Origin of the sequence: Flavobacterium aquiphilum, assembly GCF_027111335.1 — a bacterium.
In the GTDB taxonomy this organism is placed as follows: domain Bacteria; phylum Bacteroidota; class Bacteroidia; order Flavobacteriales; family Flavobacteriaceae; genus Flavobacterium; species Flavobacterium aquiphilum.
This window is the reverse complement of record NZ_CP114288.1, coordinates 323,800-348,285: the sequence shown is the minus strand read 5'-3', so window position 1 is coordinate 348,285 and position 24,486 is coordinate 323,800. Positions and strand designations below refer to the sequence as shown.

Here is a 24,486-nt window from a genome sequence, read left to right as displayed (position 1 = left end):
ATTTTGAATAATTTTTTAATAAAAAATCGATTTTAATTTTTTAAGTTTAAAAACAGTATTTACATATAACTCATGATCTTTATTTGTCCATTGCCCCAAATGAATAAATAGAGATGAGTAAAAAAACAATAATAAAACATGAAAAAACCTACTTTTTCTTCGTTTAGGCGTTCCTTATTGGCATTACTTAATGTCCTTTTCCTATCGGATTCATTTCGTACCGATTCTTTTTTTAAAGTATTTCAAAACTTTAAGAGCTTATCTTTTTATAAAGTAGGTATATCTGCGATACAGAATAAACTAACAGTAGGGTTTGTTTTTTTATTCTTTTTCAATAGCTTTATTATTTTCGGTCAAAATTTAAAGGCATTTACTCCTTCTCGTTTTGATACACGTTTAAAAGGGGATATGTTGCTAATCGGTAACAATATCTTAAATAGAAACGAAAGAAGAAATGAAAGACCTAATGATGCATATAATGGCAATGGATATAATTCAGATTTCAGCATGGAGTATATCAATGTTGATAGTGATGGTGGTAAAAATTTTAGTTCTAGTACCGCTAAATTAACTATTCCAAAACCAGCTTGTTATAAAGTAGTATATGCAGGTTTATATTGGGGAGCTATTTTACAACAAACAGATCGTTCCAATATTGAAAAAGTCAGATTAAAACTGCCAAACGCTACTTCTTATACCGATATCACAGGAACTATAGTTTATGATGCAAATGCTACTCCTATTGGTTCTGGTAATAATAAACCCTATGCTTGTTATGCTGATATTACGTCTTTAGTCAAAGGACTATCTGATGCTCAAGGGAACTATACAGTTGCGAATGTTATTTCTAGTACGGGTTCGAATGGTACTACCGGTCTTTCTGCAGGGTGGTCTATTTTTGTTGTTTATGAAGACCCAACTTTACCTGCTAAATATATTACTACTTTTGATGGCTTCAGCGGTATTGGTGGACCAACAACTTTAGATATTCCAATCTCTGGATTTAAAACAATTCCAACGGGTCCAGTAAGAGTTAAATTTGCTTTTTCTGCGTTAGAAGGAGATCAACAAATTAGCGGTGACTATTTGCAAATTAATGGAACAGCAGTGAGTGCCACAAATTCTGCAGGCACAGTAATCCGTGGGACAAACAATTTTTTTAACAGTAGTGTTACCTATATAGACCCTGCTACTGGTATAACTGAAAATTTTCAAAATCGAACACCAGCTAGCACTAATACCCTAGGGTACGATGCTGGGATTTTAAATATTGATAATCCTAATAACGGAATTATTGCTAATGATGCAACTTCTGCTAAAATAACATTAGGAAGTACACAAGATGTTTATTTTTATTATTTCAATGCATTTGCAGTTGACATAATTGAGCCAAAAATTGTACTTACCAAAGTTGTAAAAAATGATAAAAATCAAGATATCGGTAATCAAAATGTGACATTAGGTCAAATATTAAATTACGAAATTGAACTTCAAAATATAGGGAATGATAATGCCACTTCATTAACCATTCGAGATGTACTACCTGTAAATACAATTTTCAATTATCCTACAGATCCAAGTTCAGTAACTCTTCCTACAGGAATTACCGTTAAAAGTTATAATAGCTCGACTAGAGAAATTGTTTTTGATGTTAATAATAGTATTGTTGAAGTTGGTGATGGTAAATCAAAAATACTGTTAAAAGTTCAGGTAGTTCCATCTTGTAATATGTTGAGCGATGCATGTTCTAATAGTATCGATAATCAGGCTTTTGCTACTTATAAAGGGACTTTGAATACAAATTTTACGATTTCAGACGATCCTAGTATAAATACTAATACTGGATGTTTGTTGGTTCCTAAAGCAACCAATTTCCTTGTTGGAGTTGATGATTGTAAATTTACTAAAAATGAGGTATTGTGTGGAAATAGTGTTGTAATTACTGCTGCTAACGGATACAATAGTTATAAATGGTCTACGGCTCCTTTCGATAATACCGGAAATACAACTGGTACCATTTTGGGTAGCAACCAAACACTAACGGTAACCAATCCCGGAACATATTATGTTTATAATACTGCCATTGCTCCCTGTTTGTCTATTACCGAAGCGGTAACTGTTTCACGTTTTGGAGGTATCGTTACAAATCCTGTAATTCCATTTGCTGATCAGTGGGTAACTTGTCCTAACGATGGAAAACAATTACCAAATATCTTTTTGTGCGGTCTCAATGCTACTCGGGCAATAAATACTAATATTTCAGATGGTTCAACTATTGTTTGGGAAAAATTGAATGAAGCCAGTTGTACAGCTGTATCGAATCAGAACTGTGCTAATGAAAATAGTTCATGTACATGGACACAAGTTGAAACCGGCGCAAGTTATACGGCAAACACTTCGGGTCAGTTCAGGCTTACATTGAATTATCCTGGTGGCTGTTTCAACCGTTTCTATTTTAATGTTTATCAAAATTTATTAGATCCGACAGAAACGCATAGAGATATTATCTGTAATACTAAAGGAAATATTACTATTGGAGGCGTACCTTCTGGATATGAATACAGTATTGATGGAACCAATTATCAGGCAAGTAATAGTTTTACCATAAATACAGCTGGATTATATACTGTATATATAAGACAAGTTGGGGTGACTAGTAATCCTTGTATTTTTAAGGTACCTAATATTCAAATCAGACAGAGAAATTTTACAGTTAGTACAACTGTTACCCAGCCATTATGTTTTGGAGAAAAAGGAAGTATCAAGGTAGCTGCCAATGATGTAGAGCCTCAATACAATTTTAAAATATTTAATGGAGGGACTTTAGTAAATAGTGTTGGCCCTACCACAGCCGGGGATTATACTTTTTCAAATTTGACTCCGGGAATTACTTATCAGGTACAGGTTACAACACAAGATGGATGTAGTAATGATCAATGGATTTATATAAGTCAGCCTTCAAGTGCCGTTACTGCTAATGCTGCCATTGTTGAGCCACTTACCGCATGTAATGATGGTAAAATTGTTATTACTACACAGGGTGGGACGGGGCCTTATTATTATTTTGTTAATGGTTCCTCAACTTTTCAAACCTCAAATGAGATAATTGTTACTACGCCGGGTAAATATGATATTTTAGTTGTTGACTCTAAAAACTGTAGTGGAACAGCTACTGTAACAGTGCCAGATAATAGTAAGCCAACTTACACTATTGGAAATACAAATAGTACTTGTTATGGAAATGGTTCACAAATTACAATAGGAAACATTGTGGCTAATGGTTATACAATGTCTTATAGTATTGATAATGGAGCAACTTTTAGTTCAAATCCTGTCTTTTCAAATTTATATCCAGGAACTTATAATGTAGTTGTAAAATATACTATTACTTATATGTCTCAATGGAATGGACAACAGACAAAAACTTGCCAAGATCCTGCTGTAACTGTAACCATTACAGGGCCAACTTCAGCAGTTTCTGCTTCTGCAGGAGTAGGAGAACTAGCAGGTTGTGGACCATTGCAAGGGGGACAACCAACAGGTTTATTACGAATCACCAATGTACAAGGTGGAACAGCACCATATCAATATAGCTATGATGGTGGAAACATTTGGGAAGCATCTAGCCAAAAATATGTTGTAGCTGGTACTTATAGTTTAGCAGTTAAAGACGCTTTAGGATGTACATACCAGATTCCATATTCGGTTATTTTAGATCCCAAACCTGCTGATCCGGTTATTCAAGACAATGTAAATACAATTTATAATTGTGATGGTACGGCAACTGCAACTGTTATAGTGAATAATCCTGCTTCATCAGGAGGTACTACTTATACCTATCAATATTATTTGGACAATGTATTGAATACCAATACTCCAACAAATACTTTTTTGAATGTACCTTCAGGAAGTCATACGGTTAAAGTAAAATACGACGTAAGCACGGTTTCCAGTTATAGTAATTTATTATCAGAAGATTTTGGAAGAGGTGATGATACGACTTCGCCAGGTATTAACAGTGCTTATTGCTGGGAAAAGCAAGACGGAAATACCTTAGCTTTTGCGACATGTAGTTTAAACGATTGGCATCCTTGGTTGATGAATGATGGCGATTATGTAGTTACAAAAGCATTACTTCCAGACCATTTTAATGATTTTAATTGGTGGCTACCAAAAGACCATACAGCTGTTTTAAATAATACTCCAAGTATCACCGATGGGCGTTTCTTGGCGGTAAATATTGGAGCTACAATTCCGATAGGTGCTGTTTTATACAGTAAGCCGATTAATGATGTGATTCCAAATCAGAGTATTAATGTGTCATTGTATATGGCTAACTTGTTGAAAGCGAGTAATAATTTGCCATCACCTCAATTAAGGGTACAGTTAGTAAAAAATGGAACAGTGATCGCATCCCAAGCGATGCCTGATATTCCTAGAGATGAAAAATGGCATTTCAGTACCGATTTAACAGGAAGTGTTTTAACTCTAAATCCTGGAGATAATACTTCATTAGATTTTCAAATTATATCCAATAGTCAAGTCGTGACCGGTAATGATTTGGCAATAGACGACATTCAGGTATATCAAATCCCAAAATCGTGTGGGAACGAAAGAGAATTCCCAGTAATAATTGATGGAAGTAAAGCATTCAAAGCTTCGTTACCATCATTTAGTAATCCTAAATGTAACGGAGGTAATGATGGTACTATTACAATAGCAGCCGAAAACTTTAATACAACAACAGGTTACCAGTACAATATTGACGGAGGTACATTTCAAACAACTACAGTTTCACCATTTGTATTAACCGGAATTGGAGTAGGTTCACATACCATTGTGGTTCAGAATGATGCGACTGGGATTTGTTCATACCTTTTAAAACAAGTTATTACATCTCCAACAGCAGTAACTGTTACTGCTTCGGTTACAACATTGCCAACATGTACTACTGGTGCTACTATTACAGCGATTGGGAGCGGAGGCACACCTGGTTATGAATTTGAATTGCGTGCATCAGATGGAACAACTGTTATTACAGGCTTTCAAGCTAGCGGCATATTTACAAATGTAGCTTCAGGAAATTATAAAGTTTTTGTGCGTGATGCTAATTTATGTACGGGATCAGGTACTGGTGTGGCTGTAAGTGTAACTGCACCAACTGCACCAACTGCAACTTTGGACACCACAACAGATTATTGCTATACTACCGCAGATCCGGCCAAGCTTGTTGTAAAAGTGACGGGTGGATTAGCACCTTATACTTATACAACAACTTTTAATGGAGGAACACCAAGTGCAGTAAGCCCTACTTTTGCAGGGCCAACTTTCACTTATACAGCAACAGCTCCGGGCACTTATGCTTTCGATGTTTATGATGCCAATGGTTGTAAAGCAAATACAATAAGTCAGGTTATTAATGATGAGTTAACTGTTGCTACTCCTGTTACAACCGGATTGGACTGTGATGCTGCTCCTTCAAATCAGGCAGTGATTACTGGTACGATTTCTGGAGGGAAAGCACCATTTGTTGTAACGCTAGTTTCAGGAACTGGAGGGACTTTGGTTCAACCGGTTGGAAATGGGAATACTTTTACATATTCGAATGCGGTTGCCGGTACTTATGGTTTTCAGGTTAAGGATGCCAATAATTGTTTGGCAACGAGTAGCCAAAAAATAGATCCATTAGTTCCTATCACTTTAGGAAGCACAAATATAAGTCCAAAATGTAATGGTGGCTCGGATGGAAGTATTCAGTTAAATCCAAGTGGAGGATCTGGTGGGTTTACTTATAGCAAAGATGGTGTTATGTATGATAATACATCATTATTTACCGGACTGAGTGCCGGGATTAAATACACTTATTACGTACAAGACAGTAATAAGTGTATTAAAAGCATAGACGTTACTTTAGCAGCTCCATCGACTATAAGCGCTACAGCTGCGATAACGACGCCTTATACTTGTGATGGTCCCGCAGTTATTTCTGTAACAAGTATTTCGGGTGGAAAAGGTCCTTACAATTATACTTTGAATAGAGGAGCTACAGTAGTTTCTTCAAATACCTCGGGAGTATTCAGTGGTATCAGTGTTGTTGGAAATTATACGGTTGCAATCACTGATGCAAATGGTTGTCCTGCTACGGCTACACCATCATTAACTATTTCGGCTTTAAACGGACCAACAGATTTAACGTTTACTTATAAGAGTTTTGATTGCGATACTAATACTTCGGCATTCAATGTCAATTTACCATCTTCGGGAGGTGGTCAACCTCCAATAAGATTTCAAATTATTGCTCTGCCAGCGTCTATTGCAGTTGGTTCACCCTTGTATAATTATTTAACCCAAGATCATCCGGATGGACAATATTCAGGTGTACCAGCAGGTGTTTATACTTTTGAAGTGACTGATAAAAACAACTGTAAGTACCAAGAGGTATATGAACTGGCACCTGAACCTCCGATAGTGGTAAGCGGAAGTGTACTCAATAATGTGAAATGTTTTGGAACAGCTACTGGTTCCGTAGAATTTTCTGTTTCCGGATTTGCCACAACTTATTCTTATACCATAAATAATGGTGCATCTTCCGGATTTGTCAGTAATCCAACAATTACGCTTACTAATTTAGCGGCGGGAGATTATACCATTAGTGTTACAGACAAAAAGACTGGTTGCGTCAGAACCGCAAAGGTTTCTGTTCTAGCTCCGCCTACAGAATTAAAAATTGATTCAATAGGCACAACGCCTATCACATGTTTGTCCAATGCAACGGTTACCATTAACACAGTAGGGGGATGGGGAAGCAATACTTATACAGTTACTGGAACTGCTCCAGTTGTGGCCCCGGTTACTCAATCCACAAATTCTTTTACAATTTCTGCACCAGGAAATTATACAGCTACTGTAACCGATATGAATGGTTGTTCCGTTACTCAAAACTTTACGATAGCCAATAAAGTTAACCCTGTGGCCAGTATTGATCCAAGTTCTGATTACTGTTATGACAGTACGGATAAAGCAACATTAATTGTTACTCCAAATGCAAATCCAAATTATGTTTATAATATAAATAACGGAACTTTTCAATCAACAGGAACATTTGCTAATTTAACTCCTGGAGCTTATGTAATACGTGTAAAAGATATAACAACAGGATGTATTCTTCCATTAGCGTCAGAAACAATTGCTAGTCAAGTTTCGGCTGGCACAGCTATTACCAAAAACTTAGACTGTACGTCTTCGCCAAATGCCATAATTAAGGTTACCGTAGCAAACGGTTATCCGGATTATTCATACCGAGTGAGTACCGACGGTACTTTTACTGGAGTCAAAACTCCACTAGGCGCAGGTGTGACTACTTTTAACTATACCACAACACATGGTCCTGGTGCGGCGACTTATTCTTTTGAAATTACCGACGCCAAAGGATGTGTTACGATAATTACACAATCGATAAACGCCATAGTGTCCCCAACGGCCACTACTAACCCAACGAATCCAACTTGTTTTGGAAACAGTAATGGTTCTGTTTTGGTAAATGCCAGTTTAGGCTTGGCACCTTATACGTATGAGTCTTCTACAGACGGAATCACGTTTGTTCCAATGGCTTCAAACCTTTACTCAAATGCTGCGGCAGGAGATTATTGGTTTAGGGTTACCGATGCCAATAGCTGTACTTTTACCACTGGAAAAGTTACCTTGACTGCACCGGCAACCGTAAGCGGTACAGCCTCGATAACCACACCTTATACCTGTACCAGCCCTGCAACGATAACTGTAGGGGCGACCGTGACAGGCGGAAATGGTGTTTACATGTACACATTAAACAGGGGAGGTGTGGCCGTAACTGGTGCCCAAAGTTCCAAAACCTTCAATAATATTAGTGTTGTTGGATCTTATACGGTAACCATTAGCGACAGTAACGGATGTTCGTTCACAACGCCGGCAATGTCTATTGTGGCATTGAATCCGCCAACGGACTTGGCATTCAGTCCGTCGGCATTAAGCTGTCCTACCAATAAAAGTAATGTTACCATAACAACGACTCCGGCTGCAGGGAATACCCCTTACAGCTATACCATTTTGCCGTCCCTTCCAGCAGGAGCAGTTGTGACACTAACTGGAATCGATAATTTATCTCCGGGGACTTATACTTTTGAGGTTACGGATGCCAAAGGGTGTAAGTATTCGGAATCTTATGAGATTATTGCATTGCCAAATTTAAGTGTGAATGGTGTATTAAACAATAACGTAAAATGTTTTGGGGACAATAATGGTAAAGTGACTTACACTGTTTCCGGATTTGGCAATGGCGCGCCATATTCTTATACAATAGATGGGGCTTTACCTGCCACTGCGGGAACTACGCCAGTTACAGGAAGCACTTTTGATATTGTGGTTTCAAATCTAAATGCCTCAAGCCATACGATTGTCGTTACGAATCCAACCACAAACTGTACAGCATCGACTTCGGTTACCGTTTCGGGACCATCGTCAGCTTTAGGAATAACAGCACCAACAATTACTCCTATTACCTGTTCGGCAAATGCCTCAATAGTGATTAATACTACGGGAGGTTGGGGAAGCAACAGTTATACCGTTACGGGAACAAATCCAGTAGTGGCAGCAGTTACACAATCCAGTAAGACTTTTACAAATCTTGCCGCCGGGGATTATACGGCGAGTGTAACGGATTTGAACGGTTGTACGGTTTCTATACCATTTACAGTTGCACCGTTAGTGGCTATTGTTGCTAGTATTGACCCGATTTCTGATTACTGCTATGACAGTACCGATAAGGCAACATTGGTTGTTAGCCCTAATGCGAATCCAAATTACCTTTACAACATCAATAACGGAACTTTTCAAACTACGGGAACCTTTGCCAATTTGACTCCCGGAAATTATGTAATACGCGTAAAAGATATCACTACGGGATGTATTCTTCCTTTGGCTTCAGAAACAATCGCCAATCAGGTATCGGCGAGTGCTAGTATTACAAAAAATTTAGATTGTACGTCTTCGCCAAATGCCATAATTAAGGTTACTATTTCAAATGGTTATCCGGGCTATTCATACAGGGTTAACATCAATGGAGGTGGTTATAGCGGATCGCCATTGAGTTTAGGAGGTGCTACCACTTTCAATTATACGACCACCACCGGAGCTGCTGCAGCAACCTATACGTTTGAAATTACTGACAGCAAGGGTTGTATTACAGAAGTAACTCAGAATATAAACGCTAGAGTGTCCCCAACGGTCACTACCAACCCAACGAATCCAACTTGTTTTGGTGGAAATAACGGTTCTGTTTTAATTAATGCCAGTTTAGGATTGGCACCTTATACGTATGAGTCTTCTACAGACGGAATCACGTTTGTCTCAATGGCTTCAAACCTTTATTCTAATGCAACTGCCGGAGATTATTACTTTAGGGTAACCGATGCCAAAAGCTGTACTTTTACCACTGGAAAAGTTACGTTGACCGAACCTTCAAAAATTACGGCATCGGCATCGGCAACTAATTTAACCTGTAATACCAGCAATGTACAACAGGCTGCACTTATTACCGTTAATGCTTCAAACGGTACGCCATTTGCGGCACCAGATTTGTACAGATACAGTTATAATGGTGCGCCGTATGTAAGTTCAAAGACTTTTAGCATTAATACGGCATCGACTGTAACAATTGATGTTAAGGATGCCAATGGCTGTATCATTCCGGTAGTAGGAGGGGTAACTATTGATCCTTTAACAGCGCTATCACTTAGTTTCAGTAAGAGCAATGCTATTACATGTAGCGCGACAACTACGGGATTAACCGTTACAGTTACAGGTGGTGTAGCGCCTTATAAGTATGAAATTACAGCTCCAGCTGCAGCTATAACTGTAGTTACAGGTATTTCATCAACATCGCATACTTTCAATGCATTACTGCCAGATACCTATACCGTAAAAGTTACGGATGCCAATGGTTGTTCAGTAACTGATACCTATAAGATAGATGCTGTAAAGCCAATTACAGTAAGTGGCTCATTAGTTGCCAATGTTACCTGTAACGGAGGGAACGATGGAAAAATTAGATTTACTATCGGTGGAGATACAACAGGTTATTCTGTAGTCTTAAAAAATAGTTTGGGAACAATAATTAGTTCAGGACTGACTACTACCCCTTCAGGTTCAGGTTTTATTTTGGATTATATTGGCTTGCCAACCGAAACCTATACACTTGAAGTAAACAGTCCAACAGCTTGTACTGTAACAGCTAGTGTGCCAGTTTCCGAACCTACTGCTGTTACCATAACAGGTATCAATGCTACCAAAGTATATTGTTCTAAAACCATTTCGACGATTACCGTTACGGCTTCTGGAGGTACAACTCCATTGTCGTATGCCGTTGTTAAGCATTTAGTTCCTGTTGTGGCAGGTGACTATGTAAGTACTAATGTATTTACAAAAAACACCACAGCTGATGGTTTGGATTATGATGTATATGTAAAAGATAAAAATGGTTGTCCAGCTCCAATGGGAACTGTATCAGTACAAAGTGACTCTGCCCCTACAGTTTTAGCAGCTGGGACAGGATGTTTAGGGACTGGATATACTATTACGGCAACGCCAGGAGGCACTGTATTTGGTACGCCAACCTACAGTTTAAATGGTGGATCCTTTGTTGGTACCAATGTTTTTAATATAACCACGGCTGGTGATTATACCATTACCATAAAAGACGGAAATGGCTGTACTGCTCCAAGTAATTTAGTTCATGTGGATCCTAAATTAACTTTAAACGCCATTCTTGATAAGGATATTACTTGTACTTCAGTTGCTCCATTTACTAATGATGCTCAAATTACACTGACTCCTGGAGGCGGAAAAGCGCCTTTTGCATATGAGTATAGTTTAAATGGCGGTAGCTTTACTTCTTTCCTCGGACCTGTTTTGCCTGCACCTGCTCCAATCAGTCCGCTTACTCAGGATAATTATATTTTTAAAATTACAGATGCCAATGGATGTAGTGTAGCTACTACTGGACCAATTAAAGTTACGGCTAAAGTAGATCCTGTGATTTTGAGTGTAACAATTCCATTAGGAAAAGAAATTAAATGTAATGGAGATGCTACTGCAAGCATCAGTATTACTATCGATAACACTAAGGGTCAGGGGCCATTTGTGTTTAATGTTAAGCAATATGCCGATGGAACATATACTAGTCCAGCCGTTAAAGATTTTGGTACTCAAACTTCAGGTTTACCAGCCGGATTTTATGAAGTTACTGTTACTGATGCCAAAGGATGCTTCGACACTGAACGCATTGAAATTAAAGAGCCGAATCCAATAAATGTTTCATTTACACCTAATAATATTACATGTGTTTCAGGAAGTGGAATTTCTAAGGGTTCAATTGTTGTAAATTCTGTTACTGGAGGAACAGGAAACTATACGTATCAAGTATCCAATGATACAGGTTACATATCTCCAATAGTTACTTCGGATGGTACAACAGCTGAAACATTTACTTTAATAGATTTTGGAAACTATCAATTAACAGTTATTGACGCTAATGGATGTAGTTGGATTCAACAAGACATAAAAATTGCTTCACCTCCTACTTATTTAGATTTGGTTGTTACTCCTTCTACCCCTGCATGTGGTGCTTTGGGTTCAGCTGAAGTTAAAGTTCAAGCTTCGTTGGCGGGACCTTTAGGTTTTTTCTTTGCCATTTATAAACCAGGAATTACTTATACCGTAGGGGATCCTGCATGGTATCCAGAGGACGCTCCAAATAGCTTAAAGACTACCATACCGAATTTAATTCCTGGGGTTACTTATACTTTTATAGTTTACGATGATAACACAAAATGTTATTATTTCAAAACATTTATTAGTACTGTACCATCTGGGTCTAGTTTAACTTCAACTGCAACAGCTGTGCCTATAACATGTAAAGGTTCGGCAGATGGTTCTGTCAATTTAAATATTAAAAGCACTTATGGAGTAAATACAAATGTAAAATATGAAATATTTAATTCGGCAACGTTATTAACAACAGGCATTGTTGACAATGGTGTTGTTAATGCAAATTCTACATTGACAATTTCAAATTTTGGAGGTAAGCCTTTATATTCGGGATTGCCTTATGGTACTTATTATGTTTTGATTACAGAGACTTCTGGGGCTAATAGTGGATGTTCAATTACTACAGCACCATTTAGTATTACAGAATCATCAATTCCATTATCAGTTTCCGCATCGGTTACTAAAAATTCGAATACTTGTGTTGCTAATGCTGGAATTATTACAGCTATCGCTAAGGACGGTACAGCAACTATTGCCAACCCTTATCTGTATCAAATTTTTGCAGATGCTGGAACACCAGGTGTAATTGATGCTACGGACAAAGTGACAACTGACCCTGTTTTTTCTGCAACATTTACTCCCGCAATGACTTCAAATACTTTCTTTAAAGGTCAAGGGGATTATATCGTTTATGCAAAAGATGCATACGGCTGTATACAAGCAGCATTTGTATCATTGGTTGATGATACTCCGCCAACAATTACACCTCAAACACCACCGTGTTTTGTTGCGGGTATGAATATTGATTTGGATTTATCTACTTTCAGCGCATCAACTATTGGCACACCTACCTATAGTATTAATGGCAGTTTCCAAGCAGATTCTAACTTTAGAATTAGTAGTCCGGGGTCTTATACTTTGGCAATCAAAGACGGAAATGGATGTGTTGCTTCAACTCCTTATGTGATTAGGGATGAAATAACGACAGGTCTTAATGTTATGAAACAATTGGATTGTACTGTATCGCCCGAAGCCATAGTTCACGGTGTTGTTGCAGGAGGTTTTGGCAGCGGCACGTATTCTTATACAGTGAAAATCGGAAGTGGTGCTTTCGGTGCAAGTGTGCCAATTGTAGGCAGTACTTTTGATTATAAGGCGGCTACATCAGATACCTATACTTTTGTAATTACGGACGGTACCTGTAGTGTTACCGAAAAAATTGATGTTGATTCTAAAGTCCCAACTGTATTTACTACTGCTGTTGTTGATGTTAAATGTAAAGGAGATGCTACCGGTAGTATTTCTGTTAACGTAACTTCTGGCGAAGGACCATTTGAATATAGATTGGACGGAACAGATATTGATGGAACGGTAACTCGTGTTTATCAGGATTCAAATCAATTTGATTCGCTGAAAGCTAGCACAACATATATTGTTACTGTCAGAAGCAAAACAAATTTATGTGAGTATGCTAGTGCGCCAATTACAGTGGGTGAGCCACTTTTGGCTTTGGCTGTTGATGCTCCAACAGTCGTAAAATTGAAATGTGGTACAGGTAATCTGCCTCAAGCGGCTACGGTGACCCTGAATGTTACTGCCGGATCAGGAAGTGGTTCTTACCAATATAGTTTTAACGGAAGTGCTTATGATTCCGGAAATGTATTCACCGTAGAAGATAATGGAACAACGCAAACAATTCCGTATAAAGTTAAGGATGCCAATGATTGTGAGGTTTCAAGTACGGTTACTATAGATAAGTTGGATCCGCCGGTTTTCAATTTGCTAGCATTTTCCCAAACTACAGTTACTTGTTTAGCACCAAACAGTGATGTAAGAGTGGTTAGTACTCATGGCGTGGGAACATTGACTTACGAAACGATTGCGCCTTCGCCAATGACTGTCAATAATGGAAATGATCCTTTGTTTATTGGTTTAATCCCTGGTGATTATGTTTTCAGGGTTACGGATGATAATGGATGTGTGGATCAGGTTAGTTACAGAGTAAACGATGTCACTAAAATCGATCTTCAGGTTACTTCCCAAACGGACGTAATTTGTGATGCATCGGCTACCGGAACAGCAACTTTTGCCGTGACTGGTTTCGGGACGGGTGTCGGTACTTATAGTTGCACGGTTAATGGTGTTGCATTTGCGTTAGTTGCGCCTAACAGCAATATGTCTCCAACAATCAGTTTGACAAGTTTGGTCGCAAATACTTATTTGGTAAGGGTTACCGATGACGCCACGGGATGTTATTCAGAAAAAACGGTAATTATTAGTAATCCTAGTATTCCATTGAGCAGCACTAATGATGTCACTCCATTGGGTTGTACGATTAAGGGAGCAGTAGCGATTAACGCAAAAGACGGTTGGGGCGGTTATATCTATACGCTTACTACTCCAACGGGAACTTTCATTACACAAAGCAATAACTATTTTGGCAATTTATCGGATACATCAGGTGTTTACACAACATCGGTTACCGATGCGAATGGTTGTACCGTAACAGATACGTTTACGCTGACGACTCCGGCTAATCCTACGGTTACTGTTTTGGCGTCTGACTATTGTTATGATGACAGCAATAAGGCGACTTTGGTTGTACAGGCTTCATTAGGAGTTGCCCCTTATCTTTTCAGTATTGATAATGGTCAAACGTTTGTTCCAAGCAATAGTTTGCCGTTGCCAAATGATACTTACACGTTCAGTAATTTGGCACCAGGTAGTTATGATATAGTGGTTAAGGATGCTTACGGATGTCCATCTATGGTGCCTGTAAACGAAGTTATTAAACCGCAGCTTTTTGCTACGGCAGTCTCTAGGAAAGATATTGATTGTACAGGTTCTCCAAATGGTATCATCAAAATAAGCGCAACGGGTGGTTATGGTCCATATAGTTATAAAGTTTCTACCGATAATGGTGTCACTTTCTCGGCTATTTCAACTGGATTTACGAATCCTTCGGATACGGATTTCAGTGTGCCGGTTTCAGGAGTGCCTGTGAGCTATGTTTTCGAAATCACGGACAGTAAGGGATGTGTGTTTGTGACCACTCCACCAGTGTTAATGACACCTCCGACACCTGTGGATGTAATTCTAGCGGACATCGTTACAACACCGGTTGATTGTAATACTCCTCAGGGTACAGACAACAATGGAACAATTACCGTTAATTTGAGAGCGGTTAATGATAATCCTGATTATACGTATGCCTTGTCGGGAAGTGCAGTCCGTGGTCCACAATCATCGAATGTTTTCACAGGATTGTCTGCCGGTACTTATGATGTTGTTGTCACTTCAGGCAGGGGATGTATGGCTACCGTGACAGGTGTGGTTATTGCTAATCCAACAGTTGTAACGGCTTCAGCTTCGGCTCCTGCATTCAGTTGTGCGGTTGACCCGACCAAAACAGTCGTTACTGTTGTAGGTGGAGGCGGTACCGGCCCATACACTTTCAGTAAGGATGGGGTTAATTATTTCACTAGTAATAGTTCGCCAACTGCGGACAATAAATATGCATTTGATTTAGTTGACAATGCAAGTACTCAAAATCCTACCTATTGGGTAAAAGATTCTAATGGATGTGTTCAATCAACAACATTGGCGCCAATTAGTCCGTTGCCTAAATTGACTTCTGTTATAGCCACAAATGGTCTAGCAATGGATTGCATAAACAATCAGCAAGCAATGAATGTGGTGATTTCTGGAGGCAGCAACACTCCGAATCCATTTACATATCAAGTGTATCAAGATGGTGTTGCCATTGGAGGTTTAACTACAGTTGTGGCTAATTCCTTTACCTATAATGCTCCAACAGCCGGTCATTATTATGCTTTTAAAGTGTTTGACAATAATACTAGTTGTGATTTGACTTCAGAAACCTACGATGTTCCATTATTTAATAAAATCAATGTTGTTGCAACTCCGTATGCTGATGTTAAATGTAAATCTGCTACCAATGGTGCGATTGAAATTAATGTAACGGGTTATTCCGGAACTTACAATTATGAAGTGTATGATGGCGGTACATTGGTTACCTCGGGATTAAATGTAGATACTGCGACTTCCAATCCATTTGTAATTCCATTTGGATTCGGTGCAGGAACTGCTTATACCGTAAAAGTGATAGAAACGGCTTTCCCAAGTTGTTCTACAACTTCAAACGTGGTTGTGATTACTGAGCCTGCATTAGCATTAACCATTTCTAATGATGTCACTCCATTGGGTTGTACGATTAAGGGAGCAGTAGCGATTAACGCAAAAGACGGTTGGGGCGGTTATACCTATACGCTTACTACTCCAACGGGAACTGTCATTACACAAAGCAATAACTATTTTGGCAATTTATCGGATACATCAGGTGTTTACACAACATCGGTTACCGATGCGAATGGTTGTACCGTAACAGATACGTTTACGCTGACGACTCCGGCTAATCCTACGGTTACTGTTTTGGCGTCTGACTATTGTTATGATGACAGCAATAAGGCGACTTTGGTTGTACAGGCTTCATCAGGAGTTGCCCCTTATCTTTTCAGTATTGATAATGGTCAAACGTTTGTTCCAAGCAATAGTTTGCCGTTGCCAAATGATACTTACACGTTCAGTAATTTGGCACCGGGTAGTTATGATATAGTGGTTAAGGATGCTTACGGATGTCCATCTATGGTGCCTGTAAACGAAGTTATTAAACCGCAGCTTTTTGCTACGGCAGTCTCTAGGAAAGATATTGATTGTACAGGTTCTCCAAATGGTATCATCAAAATAAGCGCAACGGGTGGTTATGGTCCATATAGTTATAAAGTTTCTACCGATAATGGTGTCACTTTCTCGGCTATTTCAACTGGATTTACGAATCCTTCGGATACGGATTTCAGTGTGCCGGTTTCAGGAGTGCCTGTGAGCTATGTTTTCGAAATCACGGACAGTAAGGGATGTGTGTTTGTGACCACTCCACCAGTGTTAATGACACCTCCGACACCTGTGGATGTAATTCTAGCGGACATCGTTACAACACCGGTTGATTGTAATACTCCTCAGGGTACAGACAACAATGGAACAATTACCGTTAATTTGAGAGCGGTTAATGATAATCCTGATTATACGTATGCCTTGTCGGGAAGTGCAGTCCGTGGTCCACAATCATCGAATGTTTTCACAGGATTGTCTGCCGGTACTTATGATGTTGTTGTCACTTCAGGCAGGGGATGTATGGCTACCGTGACAGGTGTGGTTATTGCTAATCCAACAGTTGTAACGGCTTCAGCTTCGGCTCCTGCATTCAGTTGTGCGGTTGATCCGACCAAAACAGTTGTTACTGTTGTAGGTGGAGGCGGTACCGGCCCATACACTTTCAGTAAGGATGGGGTTAATTATTTCACTAGTAATAGTTTGCCGACTGCGAACAATAAATACGCATTTGATTTGGTTGACAACGGAAGTATTCAAAATCCTACTTATTGGGTAAAAGATTCTAATGGATGTGTTCAATCAACAACATTACCTGCACCAATTGATCCATTGCCAAAATTAGTGTCTGCTACGGCAAGCCAAGTCACAAAAATTGATTGTGCCAATGGTGCCGAGTCGATTAAAATTGATGTTGTTGGCGGTTCGATACCGAGTGACTTTAAATATGAAGTTTCAATTGACGGAGCTGCCTTTACAGTTTTAACGCCATCTGCGGGTGCGTCATTTAATTATTCTGCTTTAGCGGCTGGCAGTAATTATCAGTTTAGAATAACGGATAATGTGACGGGTTGTAACATTTTGTCAAATGCTTATTATATTCCGTTGTTCAATAAAATGAAGGTATTTGCTAGCGCTGCTGCAAATGTTGATTGTAATGGCAATGCAACAGGTGCAATTGAGATTAACATTACTGACTATGCTGGCCCCTACAATTATGAGATTCTAAAAGGAGGAGTTCCACTTGTGCCGGCTATTACCGGTTCTGGAGACAGTAGTGTTACAAGTTCTTTAGTGCTTCCTTCGGTATTGAAGGCTGGTACTGATTACACTGTCGTGGTTACTCAAGGGGCTTATCCTAGATGTACAGTGTCATCTGCTAACGTAATTATTACAGAGCCTGCAGTTTTAGACTTAAGCGGACTTAAAGTAAGCGTTAAAAATCAGAATTGCAATACTATCGGAGCGGTACTTACAATTGATGAAACAACAATTGTTGGAGGTGTATCTGGAGGAAATACATATGCATTTGTTGCGGCTGGAGGAACACCAGTTTATGGATCATCTAATACAATAACAATTGCAACCACTAAGGCGGCTCCATTGTTTGATGCTTATGATGTGTATGTAAAAGATGCGAATGGCTGTTTTGATCATGTTACAGTGAATATTTCGCAAGATCCTATGCCAACAGTTACAGCTTCAGTAGCTAGCCAATGTGCCGATCCTGCTGGATATACTATTAATGTAGTTGGAACAGGTGTCGGTACATTAGAATACAGTCTTGATGGAAATAGTTTCCAAACAGCAAATTCTTTCAATGTTAATTCTAGTGGCAATTACACTGTAACAGTTCGCGATGCAAATATGTGTAAAGCTACTTCAACAGCAGTCACTATTTTGGCACCGTTGCAATTGCGAGCCGACATAGCAACAGTACCAACTTGTTTAAATGCAGATGGTGTGGTAACTTTGACCGCATCTGGAGGTTCAATACCAGCCAATTATCAGTACAGTAAGGATGATGTGACTTATGGTTCATCAAATATATTTAATGGCTTGGCACCTGCTTCTTATACATTCTATGTGAAAGACATGGTGACAAATTGTACAAAATCTGTTGCTGTTCTTATTGAAACTCCAAATACAACAATTGACTTCAGTTCGAATAAAACAGACGTAAGTTGTAAAGGAGGAAGTGATGGTTCGATATCCATTTCCTTGGCTTCTTCAACTTTGACGGTTAATAATAATCCCCCTTACAAATTCAGTTTGGCAGGAACTACGGTAAATAGTGTGGCTGTATCAAGACCACTACAGGATTCTAATGTTTTTGATAATTTGCAGGCAGGAAATTATGTTGTAACAATTATTTCGTCAAAAGGTTGCCAAGCGACTACCTCTTCAATTGAAGTAAAAGAACCGTTTATCATCACCGTGCCAAATCCAGCAGTAGCTCCATTCGGTTGTACATCTGGAAACGCGATGAACTTTGCTACGATAACAGTAAACGGAGTAACTGGTGGTACGGGACCATATTCAATTTACGAGTTCTTTAAAAACGGAATATCGGTTCAACGAGGGGCAAGTAATGTGTATACTGGAGCCGATTTGGCAGGAGGTAATTATACCGTAACAGTTTATGATAGCAAAGGCTGTCAAGGTTCAACTGCAGCCCCAATTGTTATTGCGCCATTCATTTCTTTAGATAAAGTAAATGTTACTGTAAACAGAGCTATTACTTGTAACAATTCTGAGGAAATTACGGTATCTGCTACCACTACAGGAGGAACTCCAGCTGTATTGAATTATACAGTTGCTGGTACTGGAGGAAATGTGTATAACCAAACGAAGACAACAGGTATTTTTACTGGATTAACTGTCGGGGATTATGTCATAACTGTAGCAAACCCTACTACTGGTTGTAGTATTACATCAGTTCATTATGTGAACGCACCAAATACATTTGAATTGAAAGCAGTAAAAACTAGTGATGTGAAATGCTATGGTTCAAATGAAGGTGCCGTTCAATTGACTGTCGTAGATACTCAATTGGTTCCAACTAACGATGCTGGAGCATTCACTTATACTTTAACAAGACCGAATGGTACTACTACTAATGGTAATTCTGCAACAGCTGGACCATTGACGCTTTCGGGTTTAACGGCTGGTGCTTATAAGGTGACGGCTACTTTGACAAATAGTCCATTCTGTTCAGTTACTACTAATTTCACCATTGATCAGCCAAGTGCTGCATTAACTGTTACTGAAACTCATACAGCAATTACTTGTATAGCTGGTAACAATGATGGAACAATTTCGGCTGTTGCCACAGGTGGATGGTCAGGAGGATATGAATTCCAATTGGAATTAGCTTCAGGTACTGTTATAAGAGCTTGGGCGACTTCACCAGATTTTACTGGTTTAGTTGCTGGCAACTATATTGTAAAAGTGAGAGATACAAAATTGTGCGTGAGTCAAGTCTCGGTTCCTTTGGTAAATCCTACACCTATTACTATTACAGCTACACCAAGTGTAACTAAAGTAAGTTGTTTTGGAGACAAGTCGGCTACAATTACAGCTGCAGCCAATGGAGGTCAAGGAAGTAATTATTTATATACATTGAATTATACTTCATTGAATCCGGTAATTTCTTCAGGACCACAAAGTAGTCCAGTGTTTACTGGATTAGGAGCTGGAAGTTATAGTATTACTGTTACTGATGGTTGGTCTTGTAGTGTTACTTCAACAGTGGTTACTATTAATGAGCCTACTGAGGTACAAGCCAATTTAGTGTTAGCTAGTTCACAAACTTGTAAAACGCAATCCAGATTGACACTTTCTGCAACAGGCGGTACAGCACCATATCGTTACAGTGCTACGTCAAATATCGCAACGAGCGTTGCTATGGTTGGAAATTCAATAACGTTCCCTGTAGGAAATGGTACTTTCCATTATTATGTTTGGGATGCTAATGGTTGTGCTAGTTATATTTCTAATGATATCTCAAATGATCCGTTAGAGCCTTTAGCAGTAGGATTAGATGTTGAAAATGCTGTGATTAACTGTAGAGGTGATTTAACTGGAGTTATTGTTGCTGAAGCAAAAGGAGGATTAGGTAATTATGTTTATACTCTTGTAAATGGTTCAGGTGTTGCAATTGCACCAGCTCCGGTACAAAGTACTCCTGGCCGTTTTGAAGGATTAGCAGCCGGTACTTATAAGGTGAGTGTAACTAGCGGAGATTGTAATATTGTTTCCGGTACGGTTACTATTACAGAACCAGTTACTGCATTGACTGCTACTCCTACCGTAGTAAACGTGACTTGTAATGGTAATAATAACGGAGAAATAACTATTAATGCTTCTGGTGGAACTGGGATTATCAAATATGCAATATCGCCAAATCTGGATCAGTTCTTTGTCACTAATAAATTTGTTAATCTTAAACCGGGATTCTATGATCTTATAGCTCAGGACGAAAACGGATGTTATGTTTACATGAAAAATGTTCAAATTATCGAACCTACTCCTGTGGATGTTAAAGTTGATACTACAAAACCATTGACTCAAGAGTTATGTGCCGGTGATAAGTCGGGTGCATTTAGTGTTGTCATTACTGGAGGTACAGCACCTTATAGCACAGTATTGGATAATCCAAAAGGGACTTATGTACTTGGACAAGTAGATTTCCCAGGTCTATCAGGTGGTACTCATACAGTTTATGTAAAAGATGCTCAATCTTGTACATTCGAATTGGTTGTTCCGTTAGATATGCCTGTTACTTTAAATCCAACGGCTGTAGTTTCAAATGATTGTGTCAATAATGCAGCGGCTAATAAGGTTATTGTAACTGTTGACCCAAGTAATAATCCTGCAGATGTAAAATACTCTTTGGATAATTCTGGAGTCTTCCAAATCAGTAATGTGTTTACAAATATTGCTCCTGGGGATCATTTCATAATGGTAGAACATAAAAATGGATGTGCAGATGCAACGGCTCCATTTAAAATAAATAAAGTTGATCCATTAACTATTTCACTTTCTCTTGGTGGATTGAACGAAATTGTGGCTACGGTTACTGGTGGTTCTGGAGTTTATCAATTTACTGTAAATGGTGAATCTATCGGATCGAACAATAAATATATTTATTTCAAATCTGGAGATTATACTGTGACTGTGACTGATAGTTATGGATGTACCCGTTCGGAGACTAAGTACTTTGAGTTTATTGATATTACAATACCTCCGATATTTACACCAAATGGAGACGGCAATAATGATAATTGGAAGCCAACAAATACTGAGAACTATCCTGACATCAAGTTTATTATTTATGATCGTTACGGACGTCAGGTTGGTGTTTTCGGAGCTGGACAATCTTGGGACGGTAAGTATAACGGAACCGAGTTGCCAATGGGAGATTACTGGTACATACTTAAACTGAGACATGCTCAGGATGATCGTGAATTTGTTGGCCATTTCACTCTATATAGATAACAAAAAGGAGAGTAGTTATCCTAAAAGAAATAATTAAATGAGAAAGATAATAACAAGCATTTTCCTTTTGGCTGTAACTTTTAGTTACAGTCAAGAGATGAATGTTCCAGTAGCTTCGCAATATTTGGCCGATAATCCCTATGTGATTTCACCTAGTTATGCCGGAATTGGTGATAACTTTAGAATTAACCTGAATGGTTATAAACAATGGGTAGGTATTGAAGAATCGCCAAATAGTCAGGCTTTGTATGCCGATTTTAGAGTGTTGAGCCAATCCGGTGTAGGATTAAGCTTGTACAATGATTCGAATGGTAACACCAAACAGGCCGGAGGTAAGGCTACCTTTGCCCATCATATTATTTTGAATTATTATACCAAGCAATATCTGTCATTTGGTCTATCATACATTTATAATTCGTTTCGTATTGATCTTCCTAACAATCTACCCCCTGATCAAGCTATAACCGATAATAGAGCTACGACGAATAACAATTTTGAGGTTGGGCTTTTATATCGCTATGGTCCTTTTTATTTGAGCGGTACAGCAACTAATATTTTGAAAAAGAATACTGATTTTTATACTACAAAGTTGGAACCTAACCTGCTTGCTAATTATCAATTGTACACGGGGTATGTGATTAAACTTCCAAATAGAACCGAATTAGAGCCATCTGCTTTTTATCAGTTATTTCAAAGTGATGGTCGTTCCAATACAGATTTGAATATAAAATACCGAAAATTCAATCGATATGAGGACTATTGGTGGGTTGGCGCAAGTTATCGTTTCTTGAATGACCAAATAGGAAAACCTCTTGGGGTTGGACCTTTAGTTGGATTTACAAAAGGGTATTTTTCTATGGGGTATTCTTATCAATTAACATTGGACGAAAATTTGATTTCCACCAATTCGGGGACACATTCTTTGACTATTGGATTTAGGTTTTTACAAGGAGTTAGTAACTGTCCTTGTACCGAGAGTCCAGTACATGATTAGATAGTTTTCTTTTAAAATATAAAAACACAAATTAGTTCTGATAGCGGAATTGGTTTGTGTTTTTTGTTTTACTTGACAGTATAATGAATTATTATGAGTTGGTTTTTAATTTATGATTTTGGTAATTCCTTAATCCTTTGTGCTTACGTTATATTTACATCGATTTCGTTAGTAAATTCATAATTTTTTTAGAATTTTCAAATTTAATACTTATTTAAAAGTTATATCTTTGCTTTTCTTTCAAATACAACTAAAAATAAGAACTATGAAGACTTTGAATAATTTTGATTTTAACAATAAAAAGGCAATAATAAGAGTAGATTTTAATGTTCCTTTGGATGAAAATTTTAATGTGACTGATACTACTCGTATTGAAGCTGCTAAACCTACTATAGATACTATTTTGAATCAAGGTGGAAGTGTTATCTTGATGTCACATTTGGGTCGCCCAAAAGGAGCTCAAGACAAATATTCATTAAAACATATTTTAAAAACAACTTCTGAAATTTTGGGAGTGCCTGTTCAATTTGTATCAAATTGTGTTGGAGCTGAAGCTCAAGAAGCTGCCAAAAATTTGAAACCAGGACAAGTTTTGTTATTGGAAAACTTACGTTTTCATGATGAAGAAGAAGCTGGAGATGTAGCTTTCTCAAAAGAATTGGCTTCATTAGGAGATATTTATGTAAATGATGCTTTTGGTACAGCACACAGAGCACACGCTTCGACTACTATCATTGCTCAGTTTTTTCCAGAAAATAAATGTTTTGGAACTTTATTGGCTAAAGAAATCGAAAGCTTAAACAAAGTTTTGAAAAACAGCGAAAAACCGGTTACTGCTGTTCTTGGAGGTTCAAAAGTGTCTTCAAAAATTACAGTTATCGAAAATATTTTGGACAAAGTTGACCACATGATAATCGGTGGTGGAATGACTTATACTTTTATCAAAGCATTAGGTGGAAATGTAGGTGATTCAATTTGCGAACTTGACAAATTGGATTTGGCTCTTGATATTTTAAAACAAGCCAAAGAAAAAGGAGTAGAAATTCATATACCAGTTGACGTTGTTGCTGCTAACGACTTTGCAAACAATGCTGATACTAAAATTGTGGATGTAGATAAAATTCCTGATGGATGGCAAGGTCTTGATGCTGGTCCAAAATCATTAGAAAATTTTGAAAAGGTGATTATGGATTCTAAAACGATCCTTTGGAATGGGCCTCTAGGTGTTTTTGAGATGGAGACATTTGCTAAAGGAACTATCGCGCTTGGAAATTACATTGCAGCAGCTACAGCAAACGGCGCTTTCTCATTAGTAGGAGGTGGAGATTCAGTTGCAGCAGTAAAACAATTCGGTTTTGAGGAAAAAATGAGTTATGTTTCTACAGGTGGAGGTGCTATGTTAGAAATGTTAGAAGGAAGAACATTACCTGGAATTGCTGCTATTTTAGACTAAAATCAGTTAAAGTTTTCAAATTCAAATCTTAGAATTTGTCTTCTTTAAA

At 38.3% G+C, this 24,486-nt stretch carries 3 protein-coding genes; all 3 read left to right on the top strand.

Annotation, left to right across the window (positions count from 1 at the left end; genetic code table 11):
* Positions 1-138 precede the first annotated feature (138 nt).
* The 3 genes from OZP12_RS01260 (at position 139) to OZP12_RS01250 (ending at position 24,437) form a co-directional block, all read left to right on the top strand.
* Positions 139-21,990, top strand: coding sequence for a T9SS type B sorting domain-containing protein (locus OZP12_RS01260; protein WP_281227242.1), 21,852 nt, complete (start codon positions 139-141; stop codon positions 21,988-21,990).
* A gap of 37 nt (positions 21,991-22,027) precedes the next feature.
* Positions 22,028-22,984: a PorP/SprF family type IX secretion system membrane protein gene (locus OZP12_RS01255; protein ID WP_281227241.1), complete on the top strand. Its 957-nt coding sequence runs from the start codon at positions 22,028-22,030 to the stop codon at positions 22,982-22,984.
* A 265-nt stretch (positions 22,985-23,249) separates the two neighbouring features.
* Positions 23,250-24,437, top strand: a complete 1,188-nt coding sequence (locus OZP12_RS01250) for a phosphoglycerate kinase (RefSeq protein WP_281227240.1) — start codon at positions 23,250-23,252, stop codon at positions 24,435-24,437.
* Positions 24,438-24,486 lie beyond the last annotated feature (49 nt).

Bases quoted from the DNA above. Each gene is read 5' to 3' on its own strand.
- OZP12_RS01250 (WP_281227240.1), top strand. From the start codon at position 23,250: ATGAAGACTTTGAATAATTTTGATTTTAACAATAAAAAGGCAATAATA.
- OZP12_RS01260 (WP_281227242.1), top strand. From the start codon at position 139: ATGAAAAAACCTACTTTTTCTTCGTTTAGGCGTTCCTTATTGGCATTA.
- OZP12_RS01255 (WP_281227241.1), top strand. From the start codon at position 22,028: ATGAGAAAGATAATAACAAGCATTTTCCTTTTGGCTGTAACTTTTAGT.